Source organism: Pseudomonas sp. E141, from assembly GCF_052659885.1.
In genome coordinates this window covers 3,243,841-3,257,961 of the sequence record NZ_CP084024.1, presented here as the reverse complement: position 1 = coordinate 3,257,961, position 14,121 = coordinate 3,243,841, and the positions used below count along the sequence as shown (strand labels likewise).

11 protein-coding genes and 2 pseudogenes are annotated in these 14,121 nt (G+C 59.7%); 10 read left to right on the top strand and 3 right to left on the bottom strand.

What is annotated here, in order from left to right:
* Positions 1 to 41 precede the first annotated feature (41 nt).
* From GKKCFE_RS14375 to GKKCFE_RS14345, 7 genes and pseudogenes are all read left to right on the top strand, one after another.
* On the top strand, positions 42 to 1,208 hold the full coding sequence (locus GKKCFE_RS14375; RefSeq protein WP_445576693.1) for an MFS transporter: 1,167 nt from the start codon (positions 42 to 44) through the stop codon (positions 1,206 to 1,208).
* A gap of 150 nt (positions 1,209 to 1,358) precedes the next feature.
* The gene (locus GKKCFE_RS14370) at positions 1,359 to 1,832 is read left to right on the top strand and encodes a carboxymuconolactone decarboxylase family protein (RefSeq protein ID WP_445576692.1); all 474 of its coding nucleotides are present in this window, start codon (positions 1,359 to 1,361) and stop codon (positions 1,830 to 1,832) included.
* Between the two features lie 46 nt (positions 1,833 to 1,878).
* Positions 1,879 to 2,256, top strand: coding sequence for a MerR family transcriptional regulator (locus GKKCFE_RS14365; RefSeq protein WP_445576691.1), 378 nt, complete (start codon positions 1,879 to 1,881; stop codon positions 2,254 to 2,256).
* Between the two features lie 412 nt (positions 2,257 to 2,668).
* A complete protein-coding gene (locus GKKCFE_RS14360) occupies positions 2,669 to 3,769 on the top strand; it encodes an ABC transporter substrate-binding protein (RefSeq protein ID WP_445576690.1) in 1,101 nt (366 codons plus the stop codon).
* A gap of 109 nt (positions 3,770 to 3,878) precedes the next feature.
* A pseudogene (locus GKKCFE_RS14355) lies at positions 3,879 to 6,059 on the top strand (ATP-binding protein); the annotation flags it as partial.
* Positions 6,051 to 6,656 (top strand): annotated as a pseudogene (locus GKKCFE_RS14350) (ATP-binding response regulator); the annotation flags it as partial. The pseudogenes GKKCFE_RS14355 and GKKCFE_RS14350, both read left to right, overlap by 9 nt.
* Positions 6,630 to 7,514, top strand: a complete 885-nt coding sequence (locus GKKCFE_RS14345) for a sensor histidine kinase (protein WP_445578043.1) — start codon at positions 6,630 to 6,632, stop codon at positions 7,512 to 7,514. The pseudogene GKKCFE_RS14350 and the gene GKKCFE_RS14345, both read left to right, overlap by 27 nt.
* A 34-nt stretch (positions 7,515 to 7,548) precedes the next feature.
* On the opposite strand, the gene GKKCFE_RS14340 is transcribed toward GKKCFE_RS14345, so the two are convergent.
* Positions 7,549 to 8,250 (bottom strand): hypothetical protein, encoded by a 702-nt coding sequence (locus GKKCFE_RS14340; RefSeq protein WP_139049737.1) that lies wholly within the window; start codon positions 8,248 to 8,250, stop codon positions 7,549 to 7,551.
* Between the two features lie 268 nt (positions 8,251 to 8,518).
* Here GKKCFE_RS14340 and GKKCFE_RS14335 point away from each other — a divergent pair, with 268 nt between their 5' ends.
* The 3 genes from GKKCFE_RS14335 to GKKCFE_RS14325 all read left to right on the top strand — a co-directional run bounded on the left by GKKCFE_RS14335 (position 8,519) and on the right by GKKCFE_RS14325 (position 11,513).
* Positions 8,519 to 9,133 (top strand): TetR/AcrR family transcriptional regulator, encoded by a 615-nt coding sequence (locus GKKCFE_RS14335; protein WP_047230136.1) that lies wholly within the window; start codon positions 8,519 to 8,521, stop codon positions 9,131 to 9,133.
* Positions 9,134 to 9,411: 278 nt separating this feature from the next.
* On the top strand, positions 9,412 to 10,191 hold the full coding sequence (locus tag GKKCFE_RS14330; RefSeq protein ID WP_445576689.1) for a thioesterase family protein: 780 nt from the start codon (positions 9,412 to 9,414) through the stop codon (positions 10,189 to 10,191).
* Between the two features lie 50 nt (positions 10,192 to 10,241).
* A complete protein-coding gene (locus tag GKKCFE_RS14325) occupies positions 10,242 to 11,513 on the top strand; it encodes an OmpP1/FadL family transporter (RefSeq protein ID WP_445576688.1) in 1,272 nt (423 codons plus the stop codon).
* 102 nt (positions 11,514 to 11,615) lie between these two features.
* On the opposite strand, the gene GKKCFE_RS14320 is transcribed toward GKKCFE_RS14325, so the two are convergent.
* Both GKKCFE_RS14320 and GKKCFE_RS14315 read right to left on the bottom strand, forming a co-directional pair.
* Entirely contained in the window at positions 11,616 to 12,401 is a 786-nt protein-coding gene (locus GKKCFE_RS14320) for an SDR family NAD(P)-dependent oxidoreductase (protein ID WP_047230133.1), read from the bottom strand.
* Between the two features lie 69 nt (positions 12,402 to 12,470).
* On the bottom strand, positions 12,471 to 13,931 hold the full coding sequence (locus GKKCFE_RS14315; RefSeq protein ID WP_445576687.1) for an efflux transporter outer membrane subunit: 1,461 nt from the start codon (positions 13,929 to 13,931) through the stop codon (positions 12,471 to 12,473).
* Positions 13,932 to 14,121: the final 190 nt, after the last annotated feature.

Here is a 14,121-nt window from a genome sequence, read left to right as displayed (position 1 = left end):
AGTTGGATCGTAGCATTGGCGGCATAGATAAGGAGCCTTCCATGCGTATCAATCCACCGCTTGTCGCACTCGCCATTGGTGCCTTTGGCATCGGCGTTACCGAGTTCGCCCCCATGGGCATGTTGCCGGGCATCGCTGCGGATCTCGGCGTATCCATTCCCGCCGCAGGTTTGTTGGTCAGTGCCTACGCCTTGGGCGTACTGCTCGGCGCGCCGCTGATGACCCTGACCACCGGCAGGATTCCCCGGCGCTATTTGCTGATCGGACTCATGGCGATTTTTACCCTGGGTAATCTGATGTCAGCCCTGGCTACCGATTACTACAGCCTCATGGTCGCCAGAGTGGTGACCTCACTGAACCACGGTGCATTCTTTGGCGTCGGCTCCATCGTCGCCGCTAGCGTGGTCGCCCCGGAGAAACGCGCCGGGGCGGTTGCGGCCATGTTCTTGGGCCTGACCCTGGCCACCATCGGCGGTGTGCCGCTGGCCGCCTGGTTTGGAGAACTGTTCGGCTGGCGCACCGCATTCTGGGGTATTACCGGACTCGGCGTGGTAACCATGGCCGCGTTGTGGTTCGCGCTACCGAACCTGCAGGCGCCACAAAGCGTCGGTGTACTGGCCGAAATTCGGGTGCTGGGCCGTGGACCGGTGCTGGGGGCGTTGGCCCTGACCGTAGTCGGCTCGGGTGCAATGTTTACCGTCTTCACCTACATCGCGCCGATCCTCAGCAGCGAAACCCATGCATCAACCGCCTACATCACCGCCATGCTGATGCTGTTCGGTGTGGGGTTGACGCTGGGCAACATGTGGGGCGGCAAGGCCGCCGACCGCTCGATAGATCGCACCCTGATCGTTTCGCTGAGCGCGCTGATTCTGGTCTTGTTGGCATTCACCGTACTGATGCGTTGGCCGCTGCCGGCCGCCGTTGCCATCCTGATATGGGGGATCGCCAGCTTCGCCCTGGTGCCGCCGCTACAGATGCGCGTCATGGAAGCCGCCAAGGACGCACCCAATCTGGCCTCGGCGGTGAACATCGGCGCCTTCAACTTGGGTAACGCGATGGGTGCGGCGCTGGGCGGAGCGGTGATCAATACCGGGCTGGGTTATCCGGCGATTTCCCTGGCTGGAGCGGCAATGGCGGGTCTGGGGCTGCTGATGGTGTTGGCTTTTGCCTGGCGTTCCAGAACGATTGCAACTGCGGTGGTGTGACGATGATGTGAGGGGGGCTCCCTTTAGCTGCGGGCCCTTTTAGCTGAAAGCAACTGGCGCTTGACTTAGAGCGCACTCTAACCAATAGCCTCCTTGTTGCACCGCCAAAACGGCCAGGTCCGTTGCGCGGCTTAAACAAGGAGACAGGTCATGACATTAAAAAAACTGAGCGCTGTAACCGGGCTCGTGCTTTCAGCAATCGCAATTCCGGCGTCGGCAACTGAACCGGATAGTCGACGAGTGAAAGGGGTCGAGACCCTGGAAAGAATCACCGGGACCACCGGCAACAACGTGGTCAAGTCGCTTAGCGATATCTCGCCCGAGCTGGGTGAATGGATAGTCGATTTCGCCTATGGTGATGTGTTTTCCAGGCCTGGTGTTGCTCTGTGCACACGTGAGTTGGCAACCATCGCGGCCCTCACCGCATTAGGGAACGCGCAACCTCAACTCAAGGTGCATATAGAGGGGGCGCTGAATGTGGGTTGCAAACCTGAGGAGATCGTTGAAATCATCATCCAGATGGCGGTGTATGCTGGTTTTCCCAGCGCGTTGAATGGCATCAGCGCAGCGCGGGAAGTGTTTGCCAAACGAGGCATCAAAGTTGTTGCCGCACCTCCCGAGTGAGCGGGACGGGTGCATTACCGAACACCGATGGCCAAGGATTGTGCTTATGAACGCCTACCAGACGATTGACCAGGTCGCCAAGCGCACCGGCCTTACGGCCTATACCCTGCGCTACTACGAACGCATCGGCCTGTTGGCGCCGGTCGCCCGTACGGCCGGCGGGCAACGGCTTTATGCGCCGACTGATATGGCGTGGCTGGAGTTTCTGCTGCGTTTACGCACCACTCACATGACCATCGGCAAAATGCAAACATTCGCCAAGCTGCGCAGCGCTGGGGATTCAACGATTGCCGAACGCCGCCAGATGCTGGAGAGCCATTTACAGGATGTACAGGCCGAAGTTGCTGCCATGCAAAAGGCCGTTGCTGCACTGCAAGTCAAGATTGACCACTACCGTGCGCTTGAGTCCAAGGAGGAAGGTTAGGATCTGCTCTGTTGGTCGACTCCCGCCCATCACGACAAGCAGAGTCTCGCTGAAATCCTTCATGGCCGCGAGCGAAGTGGGCACCTTGAGACTATGCTCAGTGTCACTGCAGGCAATGTACTGATTTCGGTTTTCAGCCGCCAAGGAAAGGAGTCTGTATGTCTCTGGTTCTTCGTGCCCGGTTCTATGATTGGAATGACCGAATGAGCAATCCGGTAACCGGTGCCCAGGGGCGCAGCTTGATCAATGGGCAATATCTCCTCAGTTCGTGAGCGTTTGGGCGCTTCATTCACAGGGTCGACGATCTCCAATCTGAAGGCCGACTTCTCCAACCAGGTCGAGCAGTCGATCCAGACTGTCGGCAAATGCAGGTGGATTACTTTTGGTAAATCCCAAGGACATGGAGAGCCGCATGAACACTGAACCACTCCACAAAATCTTATGGCGCCTCGCCGGCTGCGTGACCGGGCTGGCGATGGTTGTCGCCAATCCAGCCCAAGCTGCCGATGGCGGCATCGCCGGCGGCCCTACCTCAAGCTATAGCATTGCCTTCAGCAACTCCTACGCGGGCAGTGATTTCCGCAAAGTGATGGTGCGCAACTGGCAGGAGGTGGCGGCCCAAGCACAAAAGGATGGCTTGGTCCGCGAGGCTCCGGTGGTCAGCGCCAATAACTCCGCAGCGGAACAGGCGGCCCATATCCAGGACATGATCGTCAAAGGCGTGAACGCCATCGTCATCCTGGCCGCGTCCGACACGGCCCTCAACGGGGTGATTCGCGATGCATGCAACGCTGGCATCGTGGTGGTCGTCATGGCCAGTCTGGTCTCCGAAGGCTGCGTCTATACCGTGGACTACAACTGGTCCGCCATGGGCCGCGTGGAAATGGATTATATTGCCGAGCGCCTCAAGGGGAACGGAACACTGCTGGAGATCCGCGGCATTGCCGGCGATGCCACCGATAAAAACATCAGCGACGGCATTCGCAAGGCCGCCAGCGACTACCCGGGCCTGAGGTTCGCCAAGACCGTGTACGGGAACTGGACGGCGTCCGTCGCACGCAAGGAGGTGGCGCTGGCACTGCCGTCGCTGCCCAGCATTGATGCCGTCGCGACTCAGGGGGGCGACGGCTACGGCGCGGCCATGGCGTTCAAGGCGGCGGGGCGCCCTTTGCCGATTATTGTGATGGGGAACCGTCAGGACGAACTTGCCCTGTGGAAGCAGGAGCGCGATGCCAATGGCTACGAGACCGTCTCGGTCTCCGCCTCCCCAAGCGTTTCCCAGGTGGGGTTCTGGGTGGCCCAGCAGATTCTGGCGGGCAAGCAAGTGCCGAAGTTCGTCGAGGTGCCGCTGGTACGCATCGATGCGAAGGACCTGGACGCTTGGCTCGCCACTATGCCGGTGGGCGGCGCCGCCAATCCTTTCTACAGCCAGGCTTCCGTTGCGGCGATGATCGACGCGGCCGTCCACCATACGGCGCCGCCGGCGCCTTTGCCGGAGGTAACGAAGCAGTAGTGGTGGGCGGGGAGCGAGGAGGCGAGGCGCCGTGCTGACATTCAGACCCACCACGGACAGGCCCATTGCCGTCAGGATCGGGCTGGCAGTCGCCGCACTGGTGTTTCTGATGCTGGCGGTATCGCTAGTGAACCTCTATGGCCTGCGAGGCATGGTTCGTTCGGTGGATTCGGCCAGCCATTCCGCAGAAATTCTGGCCTCGGTCAACGGGGCCACCGAGCGGGTGGAAAACTTCATCGCCACCCGCGACCAGGAAAGCCTCTCCCAAGCCGAAGGCATGGTGGCGACCGCTATTGCCGGCCTTACCGCCATTGCGGTGGCAGAGGCGCAATCGCTCAAGGGCGGTCTGGACAGGCTCGCCGCGGCGATCGCCGCTTTGCGGGCGGCGACCCTGACCATGGATGGCGAAACGGAGAACATGACAGCCCACTACGGCCGGATGCGAGAGGCGACGATCCTGGTCGAACAGGGCATCGCCGATGGGCTGAAGGGGCTTGACGCCCGCACCGCTGAGCACCAGGCGCAGGTGAGCAACATTGAAAGCGCCCATCGCATCCTGGATATCCTGCGCAACGGCGAACGGATCATCATCGCCAATGTGGCCAAGATGCTGGTGACCGGTGACGGGGCGGCCGCGGCGCACAGCGCCTGCGCGGCACTCCCGCCGGTGGTCGAGCAATTGCGCGAGGTGATGGGGGAGCCGCAGGAGAGAGAGCCCCTCGACCAGTTGGCAACAGCGGTCGTTGCTACCTGCGTGACGGTAGAGCACCTTGGCGAGGCGCCCAAGTTGCGGGGAGGCGAGGCGTTGCGGCAGCTCGCCGTCGTCGGGGATGTGGTCGAGCACCTCGAGGCAATGTTGAGTGAGGTGGATGGGCGCGTTGCTCATGATGCAAGCGACATTCAGGCAGCCACCGGCTTGCTGCACAATGCCGCCGCGTTGTCCAAGCGTTTCGCCGAGCGTGTTGCCACCCTGGAGGCGCAGACCTTGTCGTTTCGCCTGTCACCGTCAGCCGAGGTCGCCAGCTCTGTCGGCCACATCCTTGATGAACTTTCCCGTCTCGCGCGCGTTCTGCCTTCGTCCGTGGGGCCGCAAGCCAAGGCTACGCCCCTGACGGTCAGCGATCAGATTGCCGGCTACCGGGCGGCATTCGCCAGGTTCCATCAGGCAAGCAACGCTTTGAGCGATGCACGCGATCAGGTTCGCGACGAGGCTCGCAGCGCCGGCCAGTTGGTTGCGCGCTTCGCTGGAGAGGCGCGCTCCGACGCCTTGGTCCACAATGATCGCGGCATGCTTGCGACGATAATTGCAGGTACCGTCGCCATCCTGCTAGCCGGCGCCATCGCCTGGAGCACGTCGCGATTTATCGCACAGCCCATCGTGGCCCTGGCCTCGGTCATGCGCAGGCTTGCGGCCGGCGACCTGAACGCCGAGATCGCCAGCGCCGCACGCGGCGACGAGATTGGAATCATGACCCGCGCCGTACGGGTGTTCCAGGAGAATGCCCTGCGCATCCGGGTGCTGGAGGCTGAGGCTGAGGCCGAACGACAGCAAGTGCAGGCCTCCTTGGAGAGAATGGTCGCCGAACGGACCGACACGCTGCATCAACAGACCGAGGTGCTGGAGGCGCAGGCCGTCGAGCTCATTCAGGCGCGCAATCAAGCCGAGACGGCCAACCAGGCAAAGAGCGATTTCGTCGCCACGGTCAGCCACGAACTGCGCACCCCCCTGACCCTCATTCTCGCCCCCCTGGAGCAGCTCTCGGCGGCGTCCATCCCGCCGGCGGACTGGCATGTGCAAATCGACCGCGCCCAACGCAACGCACTGCGCTTGATGAACCGGGTGAATGACATTCTCGATTTCTCCAAAGCCGAAGCGGGCAAGTTTGAGGTGTGTCCGGCGCCAATTGACTTGAACAAGATGGTGGGTGTGCTGGCCGAGGATGCCGCCATGGTGGCCGAGGGCAAAGGCTGCACCCTGACCAGCAGCATCGATCCTGCGCTCGGCACGGTGTTCCTGGACCCCCGACACTTCGAGAAGATTCTTCTCAACCTGGTGAGCAATGCCATCAAGTTCACGTCCGCTGGCGGCACCGTGCACCTGGCAGTGACGCTGATTGATGGCGAGCGTTTTGAACTCGCGGTGCAAGACTCGGGGATCGGCATTGCGCCTGACAAACTGCCGTTGCTGTTCCAGCGTTTTTCCCAGATCGACAACTCCGCCACGCGCCACTACAGCGGCACAGGCATCGGTCTGGCCCTGGTCAAGGATCTGGCCGAACTGATGGGGGGCGAAGTGGGCGTGAACAGCGAGCCTGGACGGGGTTCGTGCTTCTTTGTTCGACTTCCGCTGGGGGCCGAGCAAAACACCGTGCCGAGCGAAGCCAGCAATATGCAGGAGCGATCGTCATCGAGCACAACAAGCACTATTGAGCAGCGCCACTTGCGTTTCGACGACGGCCACCAAGGCAGTCGCAACGACCAAGTCGCGACGCAAGGCGCAGGCGACGAGCAGCACCCGGAACACGCCTTGCGATCCAGAGTGCTGGTGGTCGACGACAGCCCGGAAATGCTCAGCTATCTCAGAGAACTTTTGCAAAACGATTACATCGTCGCCACCGCAGTTGATGGCGAGCAGGCCTGGGCACTCCTGCAGCGTCGACCCATCGATGTGGTCGTTTCGGATGTAATGATGCCGAAACTCGATGGCTTTGGCCTGACAGCCAGAATCAAAGCCAGCGCCGGCTTTGCCCATTTACCGGTGATCCTGGTGACCGCCCGCGGTGGTAGCGAGGCCTGCGTCTCCGGGCTGGAGAGTGGCGCCGATGACTATATCGCCAAACCCTTCTCGCCGCTGGAGCTCATGGCTCGCGTGCGCGCGGCGCTACGTATGAGCCAAGTGCAAACCGAACTGCATGCAAAATCCCGTCAGGCGGGCATGGCCGAAATCGCTACGACTGTGCTGCACAACGTCGGCAACGTCCTTAACAGCGTGAACGTATCGGCAGAACTGGTCAGCAGCCTGATGCGCACCTCCAAAGCCCAGGGGCTGGGCAAGGTGGCTCAGATGATGAACGAACACGTCCATGACTTGAGCGATTTTCTCACCACAGACCACAAAGGAAAGATGCTGCCCGGCTACCTGCTCAAGCTGGCGGAGGTGGTGGCGATAGAGCAACAGGGCATCATCGAAGAGCTCGGACAACTCACCAAGGGCATTGACCACATCAAAACCATTGTCGCTGCCCAGCAGTCCTATGCCGTTGCTGTCAGTATCGTCGAGACAGTACCGGTCCCGGAGTTGATCGATGATGCCTTGCGCATGAGTGCTGGATCACTGGCGCGCCAGGAGGTGACGGTGGTCAAGGACATTGCCGACTTGCCCTTGCTGCCGCTGGACCGGCACCGGATGCTGCTGATTCTGGTGAACCTGATCCGCAATGCCAAACAAGCAATGAACGGCGTGATCGATCGCAGCCCGTGCATCACGTTCAGCGCCTTCCTGGCTGACGGGCCAGCATTGCGTATCACCGTGACCGACAACGGCAATGGGATTGCACCAGAGCATCTGGCGCGGCTCTTTTCCCATGGCTTCACTACTCGCAAAGACGGTCACGGTTTCGGCCTGCACAGCTGCGCGCTGGCCGCGCAGGAAATGGGGGGCAGCTTGACCGTGCACAGCGACGGGGCTGGACAGGGCGCAACCTTCATCCTCGATATTCCCCTTGATGATCCGCAGATTAAGTGATGAACACCGAACCGGCACAGTTGCGTACGAAAGACTATTTAAGATATTCCATGCGTTTTTTTGCCCTGTAACAGTCATTGATATCGATAGCTTTCTGGTAATACTCCAAGCGCTGTGCGCGATTGCTATCGCCTTGTAGCCGGTAGATTTCTGCCTGGTAATCCCGACCATCGCCCCACTGCATGGCGAAGCCCACAGGTTCTTCACGCCTGCACTCAAGCCTGACAACAGGCTGAGGAAAATATTTTTCGTAAAGTGGCATGCTGGTTTCTGTGGCCTTCAAGGCTTTTTGGTACTCGGGCGTATCGGTGAATGCCAAGCACCAGTAGGCAATTTCAAGTGCCGGTGGAGCAAAGCCTTGGGCGAGGCTTCGTTCAAACAAGGGACAAGCTTTCTCTTTGATCACTTCGCTTGGAGACAGCATCACGTAGATCAGTCCGAGACGATATTGAGCTACGGGATGATCAAGGACCGCTGCTTGTTCAAGAAGAGCAAACGCGGGCTTGAGTAATAGTCCTCCTTCTTCCGCTAAGGTCAGGGAGCGCTGCCGCTCCTCTTCGCTTGTAGCTGGAGTATCAGCGGTCACTGCTTCGAGCTTGGAATTCGCTTGTAGTAGGTAGGGGACAGCTTTTTGGTAAAGGCTCTCGGCTCGAGGGTCTATGTGCAGTGTGCTGGCCGAGCTCAACTGCGGCAGCAGACAGGCCAATAGGGTGTAACTCCAACGGTTCAGATGCACAGATTGACCTTCCAACTATTTTTTTTGGGGGGGGGCGGGCGGTGCGGATTATCGTAATTGACGTTAGCACCCGGTGCTACGTCAGCTTGCGCAGCGATGAGGAAAAGCATTGGAAGCGACTCCCAGATACGCCCGGTACAGCAGGGCAGTTGCGCCGATGGCAGCTCCTGACATGCAAACGGCTATCCAGCCAAATCGCCAGATATGTGACTTAATTACAATGTGGTCACAAGTTGTCAACCGCCTTTGAGGTGAGTAAGCTGACCGCATGAACCAGCCAATATCCCCCAGCGTCCGTGGCCCAGTCGACCATGACATCCGAGACCAGATTGTCGCGGCGGCCAATGAGCATTTCAGTCAATACGGTTACGGCAAGACCACGGTGTCCGACCTGGCCAAGGCCATCGGGTTTTCCAAGGCTTACATCTACAAGTTCTTTGATTCCAAGCAGGCAATCGGCGAAGCCATTTGCAAAAATTGTCTGGCGCAAATCGTTGCCGCCGTGGAGCAGGCCATCAACGTGGAAGGCCTCTCACCTACGGAGCGCTTTAGACGCATGGTCAAAACACTGATGGTCACGGGCGCGGACCTGTTCTTCAACGACCGCAAGCTTTATGACATCGCCGCGTTCTCGGCCTCGGAGCGTTGGCCAAGCTCGCAGGTTTATAATGCCCGGATCAAAGACTTTGTTCTGCAGATCGTACGAGAGGGGCGAGAGCTCGGTGAGTTCGAGCGCAGGACGCCACTGGACGAGACGGTAGACGCGATACATCTGGCGCTCCAGCCTTTCGTCAATCCTTTGCTGTTGCAGTACAACCTCGATCGCATCGAGGATGCCCCGACGCTCACCTCCAATCTCATCCTGCGTAGCCTCATGCCCTGAGCTTCGGCTGAGGGTTGCATTGCCGTTGCAACCTATCCCCGTGGTCCCTGCGATTTTACCTTCTGAATGAAGGTATCTATTTGTCTGGATTGTGACTGTTGACACAAATGGTCACATGAATAAGTATGGCGCATCTGTTCTCAAGAGATCGCCATGATCCAGCGCCGCCTTCAGCTTAGGTCTTCACCGATTCCATCCACCCGTTTCGATTGGGAGAGGGCGACGCCTGCGTGCTGCTTGGTGGGGATCACGACCGGTCAGTTCAGGGGAGCGTTGATATGACCAGCTTTGCCCAGATGCTGCAGCAATTCGATCCAGACTCACCTTTTATTGCACCACCCAACTGGCTACAGGGGCGCACTGTCTTTGGAGGCCTGTCTGCGGCGCTGTCGCTGCAAGCGGTTTTGCGTGAGTGTCCGACAGATTTCCCGCCGTTCAGGTCAGCCCAGGTGTCGTTCATTGGTCCTGTCACACAGGCCCAGACATTCGAAACCAGCGTGTTGCGTCAAGGGCGGTCAGTCACCTCGGTAGCGGTCGACTGTATGTCGGGCGATGACCTGGCACTGCGCATTACGCTGCTATTCGCTCAGCCGCGCGCGAGCAAAATCACCCACAACTCCTGGGGAAGACCGCTTGTAGAGGGGCCATCCAAATACCCCACGCTGGTTCTGGATAGCAACGTCGCACCGGCTTGCGCCCATAACTTCGAGATGCGCGCGGCGGGCGGTTCATTGCCAGTATCTGGCGCAGAAAATCCCGAACTGTTGATGTGGGTGCGCCACCTGGATGCACAGGGCGTGGACCCGGCCGTCGCCTTGGTTGCGCTCGCTGACAGTTTGCCGCCGGCCGCCATGACCTGCTTCACCGAGCCCGCCGCCATCAGCTCTGCGTCCTGGATGATTGATCTACCGCAGCCGGCCGGTGCTGGTGAATGGTTTCTCATCAGTTCTTTCAGCCAGCAGGCTCTGGAAGGTTACTCATTGCAAGATATGGAAATCTGGGACGAAAGCGGTCGACGAGTGCTTTGGGCGCGTCAGACCGTGGCAATTTTCACATAACACAACCACCCGCTTCATTCACCTCAGCTACTGCTGTAAGAGTTCTAATAATGAAAAAAATATGGCTCAAGACCCCGCTAGGTCTCGCTGTTGCGCTCGCCACTTCTCATGTGCTGGCGAGCGGTTTCGCGCTCAATGAGCAAAGCATCAGTGGGATGGGATCCGGGTTTGCCGGTCGCTCGTCTTCTGCTGAAGATGCGAGCACCGTTTTTGGCAATCCGGCGGGCATGTCTCGCTTGAAGAGGGAGCAGGTCAGTCTGGGGGCGGCGACGCTTTTCGCCAAGTCCGACATCAGCCAGACTCGCAGCACCTTCGGTGGCCAGCAGGACGGCGATATGGTGCCAGCGACCACGGTGCCGATGGGTTACTACGTCAAACCCATTGATGAGCACTGGGCGTTCGGTATTGGTTTTTATGTTCCTTTCGGCCTGATTACCGACTATGGCAGCGGTTTCGCCGGGCGTTATTACGCCAACAAAAGCGAGGTCACGACCCTCACGTTCCAGCCCACTATCAGCTATGCCTTTAACGACAAAGTGTCGATCGGGTTCGGTCCTACCATCAACCGTATCAGCGGTGAGTTGTCCGGGATGGTGCCCAATCCACTCAGCCCTGGGCGCAATGATGGAAAACTCAAAAGCACCGGCGACGACACGGCCCTGGGTTTCAACGCGGGGATCCTGGTGCAGGCTACTGACCGAACCCGCTTAGGTCTGACGTACCACTCCAAAGTCAGTTACCACTTGGACGCCAAGACTAAGGTTACTGGTGGAGTCTTCAGCTTGCTGGGCGTCAGCGGCCAGAGCTATGACGCTTCGCTGGATGTGGATACACCGGAGTCGGTGGACTTTTCGGTGACTCATCAGCTCAACGATGACTGGACGCTTTATGCGGGGAGCACCTGGACACGCTGGAGTCGCTTCAAGGAGTTGGTCATCCAGAACTCGGGTTTGCCTCCTTTGCTCAGTGGCTCGCTGGGCACCGTTGCCGAAGAGCAGAACTGGCATGACACGTGGGCCCACGCCATCGGTACGGCGTACCGGTTGAACAACCAGTGGGTGCTTCGCGCAGGCTTGTCGGTCGACCAGTCGCCCGCCAACAACACCGACCGCGGGCCACGTATTCCTACGGGCGACCGGACGGTGATCAGCTTCGGTGCAGGCTGGACGCCGGTGGACGATGTCACGATCGACGTTGCCTATTCTTATCTGTGGGAAGAGAGCGTGCAGGTCAATCACACCTCAGCGACCCGGGGCGCCTACAGCTCCACGTATAAGAACAGTGCCAGCGGCCTCGGTGCCTCTGTCAGCTATCGCTTCTGATTGATTGCCGCTTTACGATAACGAAAAGGCCGGGGGCACAGGTTGCCTCCGGCCTTTTTGTAGGCATTCCTTTCCCTTCGGGAAGGCCTTCACATCGCCCACTCAGACGCCCATGACGTGCGCCATGATGCCTTGGTGAAACCGGCGAGGCGTGGCCCAGGTCAAGACCGTAATCGCTTTGTTGCCAAAGCCTGGCACGACACTCATGCGTCCGGCTTGCAGCGCACGGATTCCCGCAGCGACAACGGGCTGGGGCTGCATCATCACCATTTTCAGGGCCGGTGTGAGTTTTTGCCTGGCGCTTTGTGCAAATCCGGTGTCCGACATCCCGGGGCAAAGTGCGGTCACGACGACGCCGTCGGTTTTGAGTTCACGATGAAGCGCGTCAGAGAAGCGAAGCACATAGGCCTTTGCGGCAGAGTAAACGGCGAAATTCTTTACCCCCTGGAAGGCCAGCAGGCTGGCAACCATCAGGATATGTCCGCGTTTTCGGGCCCGCATGTCAGTCGCGAAGAGGCGCGTCAGGGCTGTCAGGCTGGCGATGTCCAAATCGATCATGGCCAGGGATTGTTCTACGGATTGATCCAGAAAGGGCCCTTGCAAGCCATGACCGGCATTGTTGATGAGCACATCGATCACGACACCGCGCTCGCTCAGTCGCTGATACAGTTCGATGATCGCCGGAATCGAGGACAGGTCGACTTGCTCGACGAGCACCTCAACGCCGAAGCGTTCGCGCAACTGCGCCGACAGCGCCTGAAGTTTATCCAAGCGGCGTGCTACCAGGACCAGCGATTTCCCTTGTGCTGCGTACTGCCGGGCAAACTCCTCGCCAAATCCGCTCGACGCGCCCGTGATGAGCACCCAAGAGTTATCGTTCGTTTTCATATTGCTGTTCTCTGCTGGTTTTAGCTGAAGGAGGAGGGCGCGCAGGTGGTGCCACGTCACCTGGTTACGTCATCGACTTGCCACAGGCTCGGCGTGAGAAGGCTGCCAGCCACCACCCAGTGCCCTGAACGCGGCGACCGCCGCTCGTGCCGATTCGGTTCGCGCTTGCGCTCGGGCATCGGAAGTTCGCAGCAGTGTTTCGTCGGCTTGCAGGACGTCGATGAGACTGGCGGTGCCTTTCTCATAGGCAATGAACGAGGATTGACGAGCCTGAGTCAGAGCTGTCTCTGCTGCGGTGAGGGTGGTTGCCTGGGCTTCGCGATTGACCAACGAGGAGAACGCGTTCTCGACATCCTCGCTGGCGCGCAGCGCGGACTGGCGATAAGCGGCCAGGGCCTCGGCTTCCTGCCCCTTGGCTTGATCGATCTGTGCGTTGATACGGCCAAAGTCGAAGAGCCTCCAGCGCAGTCCCAATACACCCGCCGACTGGCTGGCGCCGCCGGTAAAAAGGTTGCCGGCGGATACGGCGGTGGCGCTACCGAGCAGCGCGCTGAGGGAGAATTTTGGATAGTACTCAGCAACGGCCTCTGCGATGCGTGCATTGGAGGCCGCTAGACGGCGCTCGGCCACGATGAGATCGGGCCGGCGGCGCAGCAGATCGGCAGGCGTTCCCATGGCGGTTATCTGGGGTGCCAGAGGAATGCTCCGCGCATTGGCCAGTTGTGTGCGATGCGTGCCGGGCGGCGTGCCAAGCATGATGTCCAGTGCGTTCATCGCAGCATCCAGGCCAATTTGCAGGACCGGCACTGTCGCTTGGACCTGTGCCAAGGCGCCCTCGGTCTGGCGAACCTGATAGCTGGCGGCGAGGCCCTTGCTGTAGAGCAGTTGGACCTTCTCCAGCAGTTCCTGTTGCGTTTTGACCTGTTGGTTCGCAATGCCCAAACGGGTCTGCAATCCGCGGACAGTGATGTAGATGTCGGCGGTCTGCGCAGCGACGGCCAGGCGGGTGGCCGTGGCGCCCGCTGCGGACGCCTGGTATTCGGCCAGGGCGGCCTCGCGTGACCGGCGCAGGCTGCCAAACAAATCGACCTCCCAGCTGGCCCCGAGGTTGAGTTCGTAAGCGCTTCCATACCGATCATAGCCAGGCGTTGAATTCAGCACCTGGCCGAGTGGGGTTTCGACTGACTGATAGGCTCGCGCGGCCTGGCCGCTGATATTGCCCGAGGGCAGCAAAGCAGCATTGGCCGCACCCAGGCCGGCCCGCGCCTGCGCGACGCGCGCCGAGGCCTGCGCCAGGTCCAGGTTCTGCTCAAGTGCCTTGGCGACGAATTCGGTCAGCGCTGGGTCATCAAAGCCTTCCCACCAAGCTACGAGACTGGCCGGCATCGTCGCGGGCCGCTGTTCGACAGAGGGCTGACCGAGGAAACGGTCCGATAGCGCAGTGTCCGGACGGTGATAGTCCGGACCAACGGCGCAGCCTGCCATCAAGCTGGCACTCAGTATCAGAGCAGCGGGGTGGAGTGGCGACATGGAGATTCCTGAAGTGGAGATTGATGTGTGACCATATTATATATTGGTCACTTTCTGTCAATGAACTCCTCATGGGTGGGTGCTCTCGCTGGTGGCTATAGTCGCAATAAGTGTTGAGAGAATTGTAATTTAGTCTCTGGCCACAATAGTTGTGACCATTGACAGTATTGGTCACACGCCAGAGAATGTG

Bases quoted from the DNA above. Each gene is read 5' to 3' on its own strand.
- GKKCFE_RS14320 (WP_047230133.1), bottom strand. From the start codon at position 12,401: ATGAAAACGAACGATAACTCTTGGGTGCTCATCACGGGCGCGTCGAGC.
- GKKCFE_RS14335 (WP_047230136.1), top strand. From the start codon at position 8,519: ATGAACCAGCCAATATCCCCCAGCGTCCGTGGCCCAGTCGACCATGAC.
- GKKCFE_RS14370 (WP_445576692.1), top strand. From the start codon at position 1,359: ATGACATTAAAAAAACTGAGCGCTGTAACCGGGCTCGTGCTTTCAGCA.
- GKKCFE_RS14330 (WP_445576689.1), top strand. From the start codon at position 9,412: ATGACCAGCTTTGCCCAGATGCTGCAGCAATTCGATCCAGACTCACCT.
- GKKCFE_RS14365 (WP_445576691.1), top strand. From the start codon at position 1,879: ATGAACGCCTACCAGACGATTGACCAGGTCGCCAAGCGCACCGGCCTT.
- GKKCFE_RS14315 (WP_445576687.1), bottom strand. From the start codon at position 13,931: ATGTCGCCACTCCACCCCGCTGCTCTGATACTGAGTGCCAGCTTGATG.
- GKKCFE_RS14375 (WP_445576693.1), top strand. From the start codon at position 42: ATGCGTATCAATCCACCGCTTGTCGCACTCGCCATTGGTGCCTTTGGC.
- GKKCFE_RS14345 (WP_445578043.1), top strand. From the start codon at position 6,630: ATGGCTCGCGTGCGCGCGGCGCTACGTATGAGCCAAGTGCAAACCGAA.
- GKKCFE_RS14325 (WP_445576688.1), top strand. From the start codon at position 10,242: ATGAAAAAAATATGGCTCAAGACCCCGCTAGGTCTCGCTGTTGCGCTC.
- GKKCFE_RS14360 (WP_445576690.1), top strand. From the start codon at position 2,669: ATGAACACTGAACCACTCCACAAAATCTTATGGCGCCTCGCCGGCTGC.